General features: G+C 69.0%; 17 protein-coding genes. 14 read left to right on the top strand and 3 right to left on the bottom strand.

What is annotated here, in order from left to right; all coding sequences use genetic code 11:
* The first annotated feature begins 115 nt into the window (after nucleotides 1-115).
* The 4 genes from ACXYX3_RS09215 (at nucleotide 116) to ACXYX3_RS09230 (ending at nucleotide 3,571) form a co-directional block, all read left to right on the top strand.
* Nucleotides 116-487 carry a YraN family protein gene (locus ACXYX3_RS09215; RefSeq protein WP_458611488.1) on the top strand — a complete coding sequence of 124 codons (372 nt, stop codon included), beginning with the start codon at nucleotides 116-118 and terminating at the stop codon, nucleotides 485-487.
* Nucleotides 487-1,998 carry a YifB family Mg chelatase-like AAA ATPase gene (locus tag ACXYX3_RS09220; RefSeq protein WP_458611489.1) on the top strand — a complete coding sequence of 504 codons (1,512 nt, stop codon included), beginning with the start codon at nucleotides 487-489 and terminating at the stop codon, nucleotides 1,996-1,998. The genes ACXYX3_RS09215 and ACXYX3_RS09220 overlap by 1 nt, the downstream gene beginning before the upstream one ends.
* Entirely contained in the window at nucleotides 1,995-3,146 is a 1,152-nt protein-coding gene (gene dprA, locus ACXYX3_RS09225) for a DNA-processing protein DprA (RefSeq protein WP_458611490.1), read from the top strand. The genes ACXYX3_RS09220 and dprA overlap by 4 nt, the downstream gene beginning before the upstream one ends.
* 101 nt (nucleotides 3,147-3,247) lie before the next feature.
* Nucleotides 3,248-3,571 (top strand): MGMT family protein, encoded by a 324-nt coding sequence (locus ACXYX3_RS09230; RefSeq protein WP_458611491.1) that lies wholly within the window; start codon nucleotides 3,248-3,250, stop codon nucleotides 3,569-3,571.
* Here ACXYX3_RS09230 and ACXYX3_RS09235 read toward each other — a convergent pair.
* Both ACXYX3_RS09235 and ACXYX3_RS09240 read right to left on the bottom strand, forming a co-directional pair.
* A complete protein-coding gene (locus tag ACXYX3_RS09235) occupies nucleotides 3,562-4,218 on the bottom strand; it encodes an enoyl-CoA hydratase-related protein (protein WP_458611492.1) in 657 nt (218 codons plus the stop codon). The genes ACXYX3_RS09230 and ACXYX3_RS09235 overlap by 10 nt on opposite strands.
* Nucleotides 4,215-4,871, bottom strand: a complete 657-nt coding sequence (locus tag ACXYX3_RS09240; protein WP_458611493.1) for a TetR family transcriptional regulator — start codon at nucleotides 4,869-4,871, stop codon at nucleotides 4,215-4,217. Before ACXYX3_RS09240 ends, ACXYX3_RS09235 begins: the two co-directional genes overlap by 4 nt.
* A 123-nt stretch (nucleotides 4,872-4,994) precedes the next feature.
* Between ACXYX3_RS09240 and ACXYX3_RS09245 the strand changes: the two genes are divergently transcribed.
* From ACXYX3_RS09245 to ACXYX3_RS09255, 3 genes are read left to right on the top strand one after another with little or no spacing between them, the layout of a single operon-like run.
* Nucleotides 4,995-5,840, top strand: a complete 846-nt coding sequence (locus tag ACXYX3_RS09245) for a siderophore-interacting protein (RefSeq protein WP_458611494.1) — start codon at nucleotides 4,995-4,997, stop codon at nucleotides 5,838-5,840.
* A gap of 44 nt (nucleotides 5,841-5,884) precedes the next feature.
* Nucleotides 5,885-7,045: a lactate 2-monooxygenase gene (locus ACXYX3_RS09250; RefSeq protein ID WP_458611495.1), complete on the top strand. Its 1,161-nt coding sequence runs from the start codon at nucleotides 5,885-5,887 to the stop codon at nucleotides 7,043-7,045.
* Nucleotides 7,046-7,078: 33 nt separating this feature from the next.
* Nucleotides 7,079-7,981 carry a tyrosine recombinase XerC gene (locus tag ACXYX3_RS09255; protein ID WP_458612028.1) on the top strand — a complete coding sequence of 301 codons (903 nt, stop codon included), beginning with the start codon at nucleotides 7,079-7,081 and terminating at the stop codon, nucleotides 7,979-7,981.
* Between the two features lie 3 nt (nucleotides 7,982-7,984).
* Here ACXYX3_RS09255 and ACXYX3_RS09260 read toward each other — a convergent pair whose 3' ends face one another.
* Entirely contained in the window at nucleotides 7,985-8,485 is a 501-nt protein-coding gene (locus tag ACXYX3_RS09260; protein ID WP_458611496.1) for a M23 family metallopeptidase, read from the bottom strand.
* A gap of 275 nt (nucleotides 8,486-8,760) precedes the next feature.
* Between ACXYX3_RS09260 and rpsB the strand changes: the two genes are divergently transcribed.
* From rpsB to ACXYX3_RS09295, 7 genes are all read left to right on the top strand, one after another.
* Nucleotides 8,761-9,630, top strand: coding sequence for a 30S ribosomal protein S2 (gene rpsB, locus ACXYX3_RS09265; protein ID WP_458611497.1), 870 nt, complete (start codon nucleotides 8,761-8,763; stop codon nucleotides 9,628-9,630).
* Between the two features lie 10 nt (nucleotides 9,631-9,640).
* The gene (gene tsf / locus ACXYX3_RS09270) at nucleotides 9,641-10,456 is read left to right on the top strand and encodes a translation elongation factor Ts (RefSeq protein ID WP_241204122.1); all 816 of its coding nucleotides are present in this window, start codon (nucleotides 9,641-9,643) and stop codon (nucleotides 10,454-10,456) included.
* 379 nt (nucleotides 10,457-10,835) lie between these two features.
* On the top strand, nucleotides 10,836-12,326 hold the full coding sequence (locus tag ACXYX3_RS09275; RefSeq protein ID WP_458611498.1) for a sugar transferase: 1,491 nt from the start codon (nucleotides 10,836-10,838) through the stop codon (nucleotides 12,324-12,326).
* A 49-nt stretch (nucleotides 12,327-12,375) separates the two neighbouring features.
* Complete coding sequence (locus tag ACXYX3_RS09280; protein ID WP_458611499.1) at nucleotides 12,376-13,782, top strand: amidase; 1,407 nt, start codon at nucleotides 12,376-12,378, stop codon at nucleotides 13,780-13,782.
* Nucleotides 13,783-13,905: 123 nt separating this feature from the next.
* The gene (locus tag ACXYX3_RS09285) at nucleotides 13,906-15,081 is read left to right on the top strand and encodes an FtsX-like permease family protein (protein WP_458611500.1); all 1,176 of its coding nucleotides are present in this window, start codon (nucleotides 13,906-13,908) and stop codon (nucleotides 15,079-15,081) included.
* Entirely contained in the window at nucleotides 15,078-15,644 is a 567-nt protein-coding gene (locus tag ACXYX3_RS09290; protein WP_241204126.1) for an FtsX-like permease family protein, read from the top strand. Before ACXYX3_RS09285 ends, ACXYX3_RS09290 begins: the two co-directional genes overlap by 4 nt.
* A 1-nt stretch (nucleotide 15,645) precedes the next feature.
* Entirely contained in the window at nucleotides 15,646-16,347 is a 702-nt protein-coding gene (locus tag ACXYX3_RS09295) for an ABC transporter ATP-binding protein (RefSeq protein ID WP_241204127.1), read from the top strand.
* Nucleotides 16,348-16,359 lie beyond the last annotated feature (12 nt).

Raw genomic sequence — 16,359 nt, forward strand, 5'->3', positions numbered from 1 at the left:
TCTCCGGTTCCCCGGTTTTGACGCTGCCGAAACCGGTCTGTGGATGGATTCGGCTCTGGGGATGAACGGCCCTACGCGGGGCCGGTGTGTCGGCGGGCCTGTTCAGGGTGGCGGCATGACGAAGACACACAGTCGCGCCGAGATCGGGGCGCTGGGAGAGCAGCTCGCCGTCGATCATCTGCGCGGGCTAGGGCTGACGATTCTGGATCGCAACTGGCGATGCCGGTACGGCGAATTGGATGTGGTGGCTGCCGACGAGGACGCCCGGGCGCTGGTGTTCGTCGAGGTGAAGACCCGCACCGGCGAGCAGTTCGGCGGGCCGCTGGCGGCCGTGACGCCGGTGAAGCTGCGGCGTCTGCGCCGCCTCGCGGGCCTGTGGCTGTCCGCACGCGGCGGCAGCTGGGCGCAGCTGCGGATCGACGTCGTCGCGGTGACGCTCGGCCGCACCCGCGCTCCTGAGATCACGCACCTGCAGGGGGTGGGGTGATGGCGCTCGGGCGGGCGTTCTCGGTGGCCGTGCGTGGGGTGGAGGGACACATCGTCGAGATCGAGGCCGACATCTCGAACGGTCTGCCCGGCGTCCACCTCGTGGGCTTGGCCGACGCCGCGCTGCAGGAATCCCGAGACCGGGTGCGCGCGGCGATCAACAACTGCGGGTTCAGCTGGCCGCAGACCAGGCTGACGCTGGCGCTGTCACCGGCGACGCTGCCGAAGATGGGGTCGGTCTACGACCTGGCTCTGGCCACGGCAGTGCTCGCGGCCGAAGGCAAGAAGACGTGGCCGAAACTGGAGAAAGCGGTCCTGCTGGGGGAGTTGGCGCTCGACGGTCGCGTGCGGCCGGTCAAAGGCGTACTGCCCGCCGTGCTGGCGGCCCAGCGCCACGGCTGGCCGACGGTCGTGGTGCCGGTCGAGAACCTGGCGGAGGCCAGCCTGATCGACCGTGTCGACGTATGGGGCGTCAGCACGCTGGGCCAACTGCATGCGTGGCTGGCCGGCAAAGGCGACTTGCAGGCTCGCATCGACCACCCCGACCAGGCGCCGGAGGTGTCGGTCGACCTCGCCGACGTCGTCGGCCAACCGCAAGCGCGTCGGGCCATCGAGGTGGCCGCAGCGGGCGGCCACAACCTGGTGATGACGGGCCCGCCCGGGGTGGGCAAGACGATGCTGGCGCAGCGGCTGCCCGGATTGTTGCCGCCGCTGTCGCAGCCCGAGGCGCTCGAGGTCACCGCGATCCACTCGGTTGCCGGCCTGCTGACCGGCGATGCCCCGCTGATCACCCGGCCCCCGTTCGTCGCGCCGCACCACACCTCCAGCGTGGCCGCGCTCGTCGGCGGCGGCTCGGGCATGGCGCGGCCGGGCGCGGTGAGCCGGGCGCACCGCGGTGTGCTGTTCCTCGACGAGTTCGCCGAGATCAACAGCTCCGCGCTCGAGGCGTTGCGAACACCGTTGGAGGACGGCGTGATTCGGTTGGCCCGCCGGGAGGGTGTGGCGAGCTACCCGTGTCGGTTCCAACTCGTGCTGGCGGCCAATCTGTGCCCGTGCGCGCCGCCCGATCCCCGTGACTGCGTGTGCGCGTCGGCGGACCGGCGCCGGTACCGCAGCAGGCTGTCGGGTCCGTTGCTGGACCGGGTGGACCTGCGGGTCGAGATGCATGCGTCGCGGGCGGGGACGTTCGCCGACGACGTCGGCGAATCGACAGCGGCGGTACGGGAGCGGGTGTGGGCCGCCCGGGCGGCGGCCCAGGAGCGATGGCGGGCGCACGGGGTCAGCACGAACGCCGATGTGAGCGGGGCTCTGCTGCGCCGAAGGTACCGGCTGGGTGCAGAAGCGATGAAGCCGCTGAAGACCGCCGTGGACCGCGGGCTGCTGAGCATCCGGGGTATGGATCGCACGCTGCGGGTCGCGTGGACGTTGGGCGATCTGGCAGGTGCGGTGTCGCCGTCTCGGGAGCACGTGGTCGCGGCGTTGTCCTACCGACAGGTGGGGGAGCGGTCATGACCGAGGATGAGCGGCGGGCCTGGGCGTACCTGTCTCGGGTGGCCGAGGCGCCGAATCCGCGAATCGCTGCGTTGGTGGAAACCATGGGTGTCGAGGAGGCGGCTGCGCGGGTGCGCCGCCGCGATCTCCCGGATGCGAAGTTGCTGGCCGCGACGGAGGTCCGGCACGGGATCGACTGTGCACGTGAGGATCTGGAGGTGCTGGACCGTCTCGGCGGGCGGTTGGTGACCCCGCACGACGAGGAGTGGCCGGTCACGGCGTTTGGCAGTTTCGACGGGGTGGAGAAGGCCAAGAGGCCGCAGGGGTATGCGCCGCTGGCGCTGTGGGTGGTGGGCCCGTCATCGTTGGCCGAGGTCCCCGCGCGGGCGGCAGCCTTGGTCGGCACCCGGGCGGCGACTGACTACGGCGAGTTCGCCGCGGCGGATCTGGCGGCCGGTCTGGTGGAGCGTGACGTGGCCGTGGTGTCGGGCGGGGCGTACGGCATCGACGGTGCGGCGCACCGGGCGGTGCTGTCGTGCGATGGGGTGACGGTGGCGGTGGTGGCGTCCGGGGTCGACGTGCCCTATCCGTCGGGGCATTCGGCGTTGTTGCACCGGGTGGCTCGTCATGGCGTGGTGGTGAGCGAGTATCCGCCCGGTAGCAGGCCCTGCCGGCGTCACTTCCTGGCGCGCAACCGGCTGATCGCCGCGCTGTCGGGAGCGACCGTTGTGGTCGAGGCGGGGATTCGCAGTGGGGCGGCCAACACCGCGGCGTGGGCGAAAGCGCTGGGCCGCAGCGTGTGTGCGGTTCCGGGGCCGATCACGTCGGCGTCGTCGGTGGGCTGTCACGAGTTGCTGAAGAACGATAAAGAAGCTCATCTCGTGACACGGGCCGAAGAGATCGTCGAATTGGTCGGCAACTACGGGGAGTTCGCGGGTGAGCTTCCGCGCCCGCCTAGCGAGGTGGACGGGCTGAGCGCTGAGGAGCTCGTGGTGTACGAGGCGTTGCCGGGCCGGGGGTCGCGGTCGGTGGATCAGATCGCCGTGGCGGCCGGTATGCCCGAGCCCGAGGTGATCGGACAGCTGACCATGCTCGACATCCGCGGACTGGTCACCCAGCAGGATGGCGAGTGGAAGCTCATGCGACGCAACGGGTCTCAGTTGCAGTGACATCTACCCTCGTCGCCAACCGCCACGGCCGTCCATCCCGGTGAGCACGTGCCTGCCCGGCCTCCGACTCGGCTCGGAGACTACGGCAGTACGCTTCGCCGGTGAACGACGCTCACGAGCAGTTCGCCGCAGCCGTACTCGAGGTCGTCGACCGCATTCCGGCCGGTCGGGTGATGACCTACGGCGACATCGCCGAGTGCCTGCAGCGCGGTGGGCCGCGCGGCGTGGGCGGCGTGATGGCGCGCGACGGCGCGGCGGTGACCTGGTGGCGGGTCGTTCGCGCCAACGGGACCCTGCCCCCACACCTGATGATCGAAGCGCAGACGCAGTGGCACCACGAGGGCACGCCGTTGCGACGCGGGATAGTCGACGTTGCCGCGGCGCGGTGGTGGCCCGACGAGCGGGCCGGCGACGATCACACCTGACGGAGTGCGTCCACCACTGATCCGAACATCGTGTTCTTGATGGCTCCGAGCGTGCCACGATCCTTGCCGACCAGCGGGCGCAGCAGATCGACTGCGGCAGGGGTGACTTCGCCTTCAGCGGCGGTGGAGTCGACGATGCCGTACGCGTGAGCGTCCGCCCCGCCGAAGCGGCGTCCGGTCGTCATCGAGGCAACGGCCGCCGCCGGCGTCAGCTTGGCCTGGATCAGCGCCGCCATGCCGGGATGGAACGGGATGCGGATGTCGACCTCCGGCAGGCAGAAGAACCCGCGATCGGTCCGCATCACTCGGAAATCGTGCGCCAGCGCCAGCATCGCTCCGGCGCCGAACGCATGACCGACCACGGCGGCTGCGGTCGGCACCTCCAGTGTGAGGACGCGGGCCAGCAGGCGGTGGACCCGCCCGACATACCACGTCCCCTGATCGCTGTGGGCACCGAGCCACTCGAGATCCAGGCCGTTCGAGTAGAACTTCGCCCCGGCCGTGGTGACGAGGGCCTGGGCGCCGTCAGCCAGCGCTCGATCGAGGGCTTGGTCGATGTCATCCAAAAACTCTGGAGAGAAACGGTTTTCGCCGTCGCCCAGATCGAGGATCGCGATGCTGTCGTCGGAAGTGATGGTCACGCTCATGGTCGTCGTCCTTGTTTTCGGTGATCAGGTCGTTGGAGCTCGGGTGGGGGGATGGTCAGCACTGCGCGCACGGCGGCCCGCAGTTGGTCTCGCGCCGTGGGCGAGTCGAGGCGATCGCGACGCAACACCAGGGCTGTCGGCAGGTCGACGATGCACGCGGTGATGACGTCGACGGCTGCGGCGTCTCTGCGGTTCCACATCGCGTCGGCCAGCCGCACCATCAACGCGATCAGTTCGGTGTCGAGGTCGCGCAGTGCATCGCCGACCGTGGCCGGCAGCGCTCCCGCCAACAGCTCGTCGCGGGGTACGTGCAGCAGCAGCGCGGCCGAGTCGGGATGGCGTTCGGCGAACGCGATCGGTGCGTCGGCGGCGGCCACCACCGCCTCCACCGCGGGCTCGGGGGCGCCGGTGTGCGGCTGCAGCGCGCTGTCGACGAGCGTCGTCTGCGCCGCCAGGAATCGTCGGCCTGCCCGCAGCCATGCGTGGGCCATCAGCCCATTGCGCGACGAGAACGTGTGATAGAGCGCCCCATTGGACACCCCGATCGCCGCACTGACCGCGCGGATCGACACCGCTTGGGGCCCCGATCGGCTGACCAGGTGCTCGACGGCGTCGAGCACGGAGTCGGGGTCGTGCACCCGCGGCCTCGGCATGGCAACACCGTAACAGAGCGTTTGCTCTGTTATTCGGAAGGGACGGCCCTGCGTCGCCGGCACCACTCGTATAGTCGAGGGGGCGCCACCCGGCGCACGACATGAACGCAGGAAGGCGGTCAGGTGGCAGGACGTCCGGTGCACACCTTCGAGGTGGTGCGGACCGAGCAGATCAGTCCCCACATCGTGCGAGTGATCCTCGGCGGCAACGGTTTCGACACGTTCACGCCGAACGACTACACCGACGCCTACGTCAAATTGGTGTTCGTCGACGATGCGGTGGACGTCAGCACGCTCGACCAACCCCTGACGCTCGACAGTTTCACCGCGCTGCCGTCGGAGCAGCGGCCCACCGTCCGGACCTACACGGTGCGACGGACGGACGCCGAGCGGCGCGAGATCACCATCGACTTCGTCGTGCACGGCGAGCACGGCGTCGCGGGTCCGTGGGCCGCCAATGCGCAGCCGGGTCAACGCTTGTTCGTGATGGGGCCCAGCGGCGCATACGCCCCCGACCCGGCCGCCGACTGGTACCTGTTCGCCGGCGACGAAGCGGGGTTGCCTGCCATTGCCGCAGCATTGGAAGCGTTGCCCGACACTGCGATTGGCCAAGCGATCATCGAGGTGGCGGGCCCCGAGGACATGCTCGAACTGACCGCGCCCGACGGCGTCGACATCCGCTGGGTGTATCGCGGCGGCCGCGCCGACCTCGTGCTCGAGGACCAGGCCGGCGATCATGCGCCACTGATCACCGCCGTCAAGGAAGCGCCGTGGCTGCCGGGACAGGTCCAGGTGTTCATCCACGGCGAAGCGCAGGCGGTCATGCACAACCTGCGGCCCTACATCCGCAAGGAACGCGGCATCGACGCGAAATGGGCGTCGTCGATCTCCGGGTACTGGCGGCGCGGCCGCACCGAGGAGACGTTCCGCGAATGGAAGCGTGAACTGGCCGCGGCAGAGGCCGGGTAGCGAAACCGACGGCCGACGTCCCAGACCGATGGCAGGGTGGGTCCATGACCTTCGGCAACTACCAGTACGAGATCTATCTGCAGGGCCTCTCGGGCGTGCAGCCGACCCTGCCCATGGATTACGCCGGCTGGGAGGCCAAGGCCGAAGTCGCCATGCCGCCGTCGATCTGGTCCTACGTCGCGGGCGGCGCGGGTGACGAGAACACCCAGCGGGCCAACCGCACCGCCTTCGACCGCTGGGGCCTCATGCCCCGCATGCTGGTCGGCGCGACGGATCGCGATCTCTCCGTCGACCTGTTCGGGCTGAGCCTGCCGTCGCCGATGTTCATGGCGCCCGTCGGCGTCATCGGGATCTGCGCCCAGGACGGGCACGGCGATCTCGCCGCCGCGCGAGCCGCGGCCCGCACCGGCGTGCCGATGGCGGTGTCGACGCTCACCGAAGACCCCCTCGAAGACGTCGCTGCCGAGTTCGGCGACACCCCCGGGTTCTTCCAGCTCTACACCCCGACCGACCGGGATCTCGCCGCCAGCCTCGTCCACCGCGCCGAGGAGGCCGGCTACAAGGCGATCATCGTCACGCTCGACACCTGGATTCCCGGCTGGCGTCCCCGCGACCTGTCCACGTCGAACTTCCCGCAACTGCGCGGCCGCTGCCTGGCCAACTACATGAGCGACCCCGTCTTCCGAGCAGGCCTGGCCCAGCCGCCCGAGGAGAACACGCAGGCTGCCGTGCTGAAGTGGGTGGGTCTGTTCGGTAACCCGTTGACCTGGGACGACCTGCCCTGGCTGCGATCGCTGACCGACCTTCCGCTGGTACTGAAAGGAATCTGTCACCCCGACGACGTGCGCCGCGCCAAGGACGGCGGCGTCGACGGCATCTACTGCTCGACCCACGGCGGCCGCCAGGCCAACGGCGGCATACCGGCGATCGACTGCCTGCCCGACGTCGTCGACGCTGCTGACGGGTTGCCCGTGCTGTTCGATTCGGGCATCCGCAGCGGCACCGACATCGTCAAGGCGCTCGCGCTGGGCGCCACCGCGGTCGGCGTCGGCCGGCCCTACACCTACGGCCTGGCCATCGGCGGCGAGGAAGGCCTGGTGCACGTGCTGCGTTCGCTGCTGGCCGAGACCGACCTGACGATGGCCGTCGACGGCTACCGCAGCCTGGCAGATCTCACTCCGGACACGCTGCGGCGCGTCCTGTAGAGCCGGCGCCGGTCCGATGTCACCGTGACCGGCGTGGAGGCCATTCTCGCCGAATTCGACACCTACCTGGCGCTGGAGCGTGGCCGCTCCGAGCACACCCGGCGGGCGTACCTGGGTGACCTGCGCTCGCTGTTCGACTTCCTGACCCGTCGTCACCCCGGGACGGGGCTGCGCGGGTTGACCCTGCCGGTGCTGCGCTCCTGGCTGGCCGCGCAAGCCTCGGCGGGCGCGGCGCGGACCACGCTGGCCCGGCGGGCGTCGGCGGTCAAGATCTTCACCGCATGGGCGGCGCGCCGCGGCCTGCTCGACGAGGACCCGTCGGTGCGCCTGCAGGCGCCGAAGGCGCGCCGGACGCTGCCGTCGGTGCTGCGTCAGGATCAGGCGATCGACGCGATGCACGCGGCGAGCTCCGGTGCCGAGCAGAACGACCCGATCGCCCTGCGGGACCGGCTGATCGTGGAGATGCTCTACGCCACCGGCATGCGGGTCAGCGAGCTCTGCGGTCTCGACATCGACGACATCGACACCTCTCGGCGGGTGCTGCGGGTGCTCGGCAAGGGAAACAAGCAGCGCACCGTCCCCTACGGCGGTCCGGCGCACACGGCTCTGATGTCCTGGCTGTCCGACGGGCGGCCGGCGCTGGCGACCTCTGCGTCGGGCCCGGCGTTGCTGCTCGGGGCGCGCGGCGGCCGCCTCGACCCCCGGCAGGCCCGCACCGTCGTGCATCAGACGATGGCCGCCGTGAGCGGTGCTCCGGACATCGGCCCGCACGGGTTGCGGCACAGCGCAGCCACCCACCTCCTCGAGGGCGGCGCCGACCTGCGAGTCGTGCAGGAACTGCTCGGCCACTCGACGCTGGCCACCACGCAGCTCTACACCCACGTCACCGTCGCCCGGCTCCGCGCGGTGCACGACCAGGCGCACCCCCGCGCATGATGCTCACCGCAGCGGCTTGAGCCGGATCGGCGTCGTCGCCACCAGCGCGACCGGGTCGACGTAGTCGGCGCGCGCCGCGGGACCCCACATGGCGCCCCAATGCAGGCACGCTGCCGAGGCGCACCCCGCGTGACCTGGCTGCAGCGCACCGATGGCAGCGCCCGCGCCGACCGTTTGACCCGGGCGAACCGCTGCCTGCACGGGCTCGTAGCTGGTGCGCAAGCCACCCGGGTGGGCGATCGACACCACCGGCCGGCCCGCGAGTTCCCCGGCGAACACCACCGTGCCGCCCGCCGCGGCGTAGACGACTTGGCCCACCGAAGCAGCGAGGTCGACCCCGCGATGCCCGCGCTGCCAGTTGCGTTCGGGCGCATCGAACGCTCGCACCACCGCCGGGCGCGGCCGCAACGGCCACTCCAAACGAGTACCGTCTGCCGTCGCTTGGGCCTGCGTCGCCCCGGCCGCGATCGAGACGCACAGCAGAAGAGCCGCCGGCATACGCATCTCCAGAAGTGCACCCGAGCAGACGCCCGCATTCCAGCCCCAGTTCAGCGGTTGGGGATGGCGCCTCGGCGTGGTCAAACCACCCGTTCCGAGCGTGTAAACTTCTCTGCGCAGCTCGCTTGCGCGGGCTGACTTCGCGCGTCTGCACGAACCTCACGGTTCGTCACCTGTATGCCGGGCGGTCCCGATGACTCGGGTCCGGCATCGAAGCAGTCGCCAGGGTCCGGCTCACCCGATGCCGGACGACAACCGACAACTCAAAGGTACGGACAACCATGGCTGTTGTGACCATGAAGCAGCTGCTCGACAGCGGCACCCACTTCGGGCATCAGACCCGGCGCTGGAACCCCAAGATGAAGCGGTTCATCTTCACCGACCGCAATGGCATCTACATCATCGATCTGCAGCAGACGCTGACCTACATCGACAAGGCCTACGAATTCGTCAAGGAGACCGTGGCCCACGGCGGCTCCATCATGTTCGTCGGCACCAAGAAGCAGGCGCAGGAATCGATCGCCGAAGAGGCCACCCGCGTCGGCATGCCGTATGTGAACCAGCGCTGGCTCGGCGGCATGCTCACCAACTTCTCCACCGTGCACAAGCGCCTGCAGCGCCTCAAGGAGCTCGAGGCGATGGAGCAGACCGGTGGCTTCGAGGGTCGCACCAAGAAGGAAATCCTGATGCTGACCCGCGAGAAGAACAAGCTCGAGCGCTCGCTCGGCGGTATCCGCGACATGCAGAAGGTGCCGTCGGCGATCTGGGTCGTCGACACCAACAAGGAGCACCTGGCCGTCGCCGAGGCGCGCAAGCTCAACATCCCGATCATCGCGATCCTCGACACCAACTGCGATCCCGACCTCGTCGACTACCCGATCCCGGGCAACGACGACGCGATCCGCTCGGCCGCGCTGCTGACCAAGGTCGTCGCCTCCGCGGTCGCCGAGGGTCTGCAGGCTCGCTCCGGTGCCGGTAAGGCCGAGGCCGGCCAGGACGGCGCGGGCGCCGAGCCGCTCGCCGAATGGGAGCAGGAGCTGCTCGCCTCCGCAACCAGCACTGCCACGGCGTCGCCCACCGCGGCCGGTGCCGCGCCGGGAACGCCCGAGGCCGACATCCAGACCGAACCCACCCCCGCACAGAACCCCTAGGAACACATCTATGGCTAACTACACCGCTGCCGACGTCAAGCGCCTGCGGGAGCTGACCGGTGCCGGAATGATGGACAGCAAGAACGCGCTCGTCGACGCCGAGGGCGACTTCGACAAGGCTGTGGAGCTGCTGCGCATCAAGGGCGCCAAGGACGTCGGCAAGCGCGCCGAGCGCGCGACCGCCGAAGGTCTGGTGGCCGCCAAGGACGGCGCGCTGATCGAGCTCAACTCCGAGACCGACTTCGTCGCCAAGAACGCCGAGTTCCAGGCCGCCGCCGACCAGATCGTGGCGGCTGCCGTCGCGGCCAAGGCGACCGACGTCGATGCGCTCAAGGCCGCTCAGGCGGGCGACACCACCGTCGAGCAGGTCATCGCCGACCTCTCGGCGAAGATCGGCGAGAAGTTGGAGCTGCGCCGCGTGGCGTACTTCGACGGCCAGGTGGAGACGTACCTGCACAAGCGCGCTGCCGACCTCCCGCCGGCCGTCGGTGTGCTGGTCGAGTACACCGGCGACGACAAGTCGGCCGCGCACGCTGTGGCCCTGCAGATCGCCGCGCTGAAGGCCAAGTACCTCACCCGCGAGGACGTGCCCGAGGACATCGTCGCCAACGAGCGTCGCATCGCCGAGGAGACCGCGAAGGCCGAGGGCAAGCCCGAACAGGCGCTGCCCAAGATCGTCGAGGGTCGCGTCACCGGCTTCTACAAGGACGTCGTGCTGCTCGACCAGCCGTCGGTGTCCGACAACAAGAAGACCGTCAAGGCTCTGCTCGACGATGCCGGCGTGACCGTGACCCGGTTCGTCCGGTTCGAGGTCGGTCAGGCCTGACCCCAGCGTCACCGCGCAGCCCCCGGAACTCCTGTTCCGGGGGCTGTGTGCGTTGTAGGCGATGTTCGGCGATGTTGCAGCACCGAAAGTTGCTCGTCGACGGCAACCGCTCGAACCCGGACCGATCTTTGCCACGATTGCAAAAATGAGACGACAAATGGCGTTGACGACAATAACGCCGTGTTCCGCCCGTTGCCGTCAGCGACGAGTGTCGACGTCATTGTTTTGCCGCGACCGCTGACTAGACCGGATCAGCAAAGTTTCTCCTGATGTTGTCGAGGTCAGCTAAGTGCTGACGTTCAGGTCAAATCCCGCGATGAGACCGGCTATAGAGTTAATCTTTCCCTGTGGAGCAATGGGTAGTCGGGGGAGGTCAGCAATGACCGGTGTGATCGACGCTCCGCAAACGGCAAAGACTGATGCCGTCGACCGCCAGTTTGAGCTGCGGATGCTGTCCGGCGTCTCCCCGGCCCGACGCCGCAAAGCATGGTCGCCCGTCGTCGCGATGGCGGTCGATCTGACGACCGCGTCGGCGGCGGTCGCGATCGGCATGACGGTCGCCAACTACCGGCATCAGCAGCTGCCGCCGTGGCAGATGATGTGTTTCTTCGCACCCACGGTGGTCGGGCTGTTCGCCATCCGCGGTCTCTACAAACGGTCGTTGGACCGTTCGTTCCTCGACGAGCTGCCGAAGATCGAAGCGCTCACCGCGGTCGCAGCGATGCTGCTGATGACCGGGCTCGTCCTCAATCCGGACATCGAGGGATCGCGCAGTACTGCGGTGGCCCAGGTGTGGGTCTGCGCCGCGGTGCTCATCCCCCTGGGGCGGCTGCTGTGGTTCGCCGCCCGAACCCGCCTGATACGCCGCGACAAGATGATCTCGCCGACGCTGATCGTCGGTAACGGCAGGATCGCCGCGAAGGTGGTGGAGCGGCTGGAAGTCACCCCGGGTTACGGGTTGCGGCCCATCGGCCTGATCGACGACGACCTCCCGTCCATGGGGGTGGATCGCGACAAGCCGGCAAGCATCCCGTATCTCGGCAAGCTGGACACTCTCGAAGACGCCATCGACCGGACCAACGCCCGATGTCTGATCGTGGCCTTCTCCCGCACCCGGGACGAGGCCATCACGGCGGCGGTCAAGGTCGCGCATCGGCGCGGACTGGCCGTGTGGATCGTGCCGCGGGTCTTCGACACCATCGGCGTGCATGCCAGTATCGACCACATCGGCGGACTTCCGCTGATCTCGGTACCCAGCACGGACCCGCGCGGCTGGCAGTTCGCGGTCAAGCACTTCTCGGATCGCCTGGTGGCGACGATCGGGCTGGTATTGATCTCACCGCTGTTCCTGTCGCTGATGCTGGCGGTGCGCTTGAGCTCGCCGGGGCCGATTTTCTTCGGCCAGGCCCGGGTCGGCCGTGACGGGCGCGTCTTCGACTGCCTCAAGTTCCGGTCGATGCGGCCGCCGAGCGAGGCCGACGCCTCGTTCGAGCGACGCGCGGACAGCGCGCCCGGCGGCGTCGAGGGGGAGGACCGGCGCACGCGGATCGGCAAGATCATGCGTTTGACCTCGCTCGACGAGCTGCCGCAGCTGATCAACGTGATCCGGGGCGAGATGAGTCTGGTCGGCCCACGCCCGGAGCGGCCCGAGTACGTCGACCTGTTCAACGCCCAGATCGCGCGATACGGCGACCGGCACCGCGTGAAGGCGGGGATGACCGGGTGGGCGCAGGTGCACGGCCTTCGTGGCCAGACCTCGATCGCCGACCGCGCCGAATGGGACAACTTCTACATCGAGAACTGGTCGCTGTGGTTGGACTGGAAGATCCTGGCGATGACCGTGGGCGCGGTGCTGCAGCGCGCCGAATGATGACCTCGTGACGGCCTGAGCCATCGGTACGCTCTGGTACCGTCGCGCCATGACCCGCATCGACGCCTTCACCGACGACGCCCTGGGCACGCTGGACGCGGTCGGTGCCGCGGAAGCCCTTCGCGCGGGCGAAGTCTCGGCGGCCGAACTGGTCGACGCCGCCATCGCACGCACTGAGGCCGTCAATCCGGCGCTCAACGGCCTGGCCTATGAGGCGTTCGACCGCGCGCGCACGCGGGCCCGGCTGGCCTACCCCTACGGCGGCTACTTCGACGGCGTGCCCTCGTTCATCAAGGACAACGTGGCGGTGGCCGGCATGCCCACCCGGGAGGGGACCGACGCATGGGAGGCGCGGATCGAACGGAGCGACGGTGACTTCGCGAAACCGTACCTGGCCACCGGGTTGATCCCGCTCGGCAAGACGCAGTTGTCCGAGTTCGGGTTCAGCGCCTCAGCCGAGCACCCGCGGCTGGGGGCGGTGCGCAACCCGTGGCACACCGACCACACCGCGGGCGCCTCCTCGTCGGGTTCGGGCGCGTTCGTCGCCGCGGGTGTCGTCCCTATCGCGCACGCCAACGACGGCGGCGGCTCCATCCGCATCCCTGCGGCGTGCAACGGCCTGGTCGGCCTCAAACCCTCCAGGGGTCGGCTTCCGCTGGATCGCAATGTGCGTCAGATGCCGCTGCAGATCGTGCACAACGGGGTCCTCACCCGGACGGTGCGCGACACCGCCGCCTTCTACCGGGAGATGGAACGCGTCGTCGCCCACCCGAAGCTGCCGCCTGTCGGCGACGTCCGCGCCCCGGGTGTCGAGCGCCTGCACATCGCCGTGTGCACGCAGTCGATCGCGCGAAACTCCGCACCGGAGGTCACCGATCTGACACTGCAGACCGCGGCACTGCTCGAGGAGCTCGGTCATCGAGTCACCGTGGTGGACAACCCGATACCGCGACGCTTCATCGACGACTTCCTGCTGTACTGGTCGTTCCTCGCGTTCGCGTTGGTGCGCGGTGGTCGGCGCACCTTCGGTGAGACGTTCGACCGCACCCGGCTGGACAGCCTCACCCTCGGGCTGGAGCAGCACGCTGCTCGCAACCTGGCGCGCCTGCCCGCGGCGCTGGTGCGGCTCGCCCGCACCCGGCGAATCACGGCGCGGCTTCAGGCCACCTACGACCTGCTGCTGACCCCGACCCTCGCCGACGTCACGCCGCGCATCGGGCATCTCGATCCGACCGCTGATTACCAGCAGGTGATCGAGCGGCTCATCGACTGGGTGGCGTTCACGCCGCTGCAGAACGTGACGGGAGAACCGGCGATTTCGCTTCCGTTGGCACGGTCGGCGTCGGGGTTGCCGGTCGGCATGATGTTCTCCGCACCTCTGGGCCGCGACGCCCGGCTGCTGGAGCTCGCCTACGAACTCGAGCAGGCGCGACCGTGGCCGACGATCTCGGGGTGACGGGTCGGCAACGAAATCCGTTGCCTTCGCGACACCCTGCTGTAACTGAGCCCCTGGCGTATTAACACCGACGACACCACCGGCGGCCCTGGGTGTTACGTGTGACTCCCACCATCATGTCTCGTGGAGACGAAGCAGGTCGGCGATTCGTCGTCGGTGATGCGCTCCGAACGGTTGCCCGTCGGCTCGCAGAACACGGTGATGTGCCTCATCCGGTTCGCGCTGGCCACCATCCGGCGCCGGCCGGAACGCTTCGTGTTGTCGGTGCTCGGCATCGCGCTGGCCATCGCATGCGTGACCGTGGTGCGCACGGTGTCGGCGAGTTTCGCGATCACAGGCCAAGATTCGGTCACCGACGTGCTCTCGGGCGGCGCCCTGTGGGTGGTGCCCGCCGACGGCGTGCGCTACGACCCCGACGTGGAGGCTCTCGTCGCCAACGGTCCCGCGCCCGACATCGACGTCCCCGCCGGATGGACGGTCACCCGCACGCTGTCCGGGGTGACGGAGGTGAACGGCCATCCGGTGTCCCTGCGCGGTCGCGACGACGTTGCTGCAGGCGAGGCGTCGGTGGCCTCCGGCGCGGCCGAGCGTCTCGGTCTGGCCGATGGCGACCGTGTCACGATCGGCGGGCAGAGCCTGCTGGTCCGGACCGGCGGCGACGGTCAATCCATGGCCGTTGCTACGTCGCTGGCCAAAGCCATTGTCGGAGAGGGCGGTTGGTGGGTGGTCTCGGCTCCTGCCGGAGCCGAGAAGCGCCGTGATGTGGCGCAGACGTTCGGCGCCGAGGTGGGATTGCCGGTCACCGCCGATCCGTCCGTGCAACCGGACCCGAAGGGTGCGGGACTCATCTACGACACCGTCGGCGGCTCGGGCCCACTGACCTTCGAGCAGAAGTTCTCGGCACTGTTCTCCGGCGAGGTGACCGGGTCGACGCTCGGCCTGATCTCGACCGTCGGTCTCGGGTTGGGCTTCGTCATCGCGGTGTCGTCGTTTCTGGCGTCGGTCACCGAGCGGCGCCGCGAGTTCGGCATCATGTCGAGTATCGGACTGGCCGACGAAGTCCTCTATTTCTTCCTGGTCGAGTCGGCGATCGTGTTCGTGACCGCCTATGTGTTGGGTATTGCCGCCGCGGGAATCGCTGTGGCGCTGGTCATTCCGGGAATCGCCACGGTGACGTCCTGGCTGCAGGGCATCGCGATGACTGCGATGTTCCTGCCTGCTATGGCCATCGTCGGAGCCCTGGTGCCGGTACACCGGCTGCTCCAGCAGCGTCCTGTCGAACTGCTGGGTGCGCGATGATCGCCAAGGGCTTGACCTACGGATGGCTCGCCGCCCGCCGCCGCGTCCGGGAGATGGTGCTGCCTGCCGTGACCACCGCCACCGGGGCGTACCTCGTGGTGCTCGTCTTCGGCATGAGCGACGGAATCCGTAGTCAGTCAGCGGTGTTGGGGCACGCCGACGAGATCGGGCACGCGGTCACGCTGATCGCCGTCACGGTGCTGCTGGTCGGTGTCGCCGAGGTCGCGGTGGCGACCACGAGAACCGTCACGCAACGCACCCGGGAGCTCGGCGTGCTCGGCGCCAACGGGGTGCCTCGGCCACCGGTCGTCGCAGCCCTCCTCGTCGAACCCGCGATCGCCGCCGTGGTGGGTGCCGTTGCCGGCGCGCTGCTGGCGGCGCTGACAGGGGTGGCCCTGGCCGTGGCCGGGGTGGTCGGCACCGGTGTGTCGGTGGCCGGATCGGCAGTCGGCGCTGCGGTCGCAGTCGGCGTCAGCATCGTGGCCGCCCTGGCGACCAGCATCGTGCCGACGTGGAAGGCGGCCTCACGTCCTCCGATTCGTTCGTTGACCGAAGGAAGCTGACATGACCGCATCCGCGCCCGCCCCCGCACCTGCGCCCGTCATCGAGATCTCGGATGTCTGGAAACTGCACAAACTCGGCGACGAGGTCGTCAAGGCGTTGATGGCGGCCGACCTCACCGTCATGCCGGGCGAGTTCGTGTGCCTGATGGGCCCCAGCGGTAGCGGAAAGTCCACGCTGCTCAACATCATCGGCGGACTCGACAGGCCGACGAAGGGGTCCGTGACCGTCGCGGGCCAGGACACCGCCGCCCTGACAGAAAGCCAATTCGCGGCGCTGCGGCACGACAAGGTCGGCTTCATCTTCCAGAGCTACAACCTGATCCCGTTCCTGTCGGCGGTCGAGAACGTCGAGCTGCCACTGATGTTCGAACCCTACGATCGCGACGCGCTGCGCCGGCGGGCGGTCGAGCTGCTCGAGCTGGTCGGTCTCGGTCACCGGATCCACCATCAGCCGACCAAGATGTCGGGCGGCGAGCAGCAACGCACCGCGATCGCCCGCTCGCTGATCAGCAACCCGGCCCTCGTATTGGCCGACGAACCGACGGCGAACCTCGATCACCGCACCGGCGAGACCGTCGTGCGCATGCTGCGCGAGCTCTGCTCGACCATGGGCGTCACCGTGGTCGCCAGCACCCATGACCCCACGGTGGCCGACGAAGCGAGCCGTGTCGTCCGCATGAAAGACGGACAGATCGTCAACTGAGTTGGGAGACAA

Source organism: Mycobacterium sp. Panama NTM2, assembly GCF_054355555.1.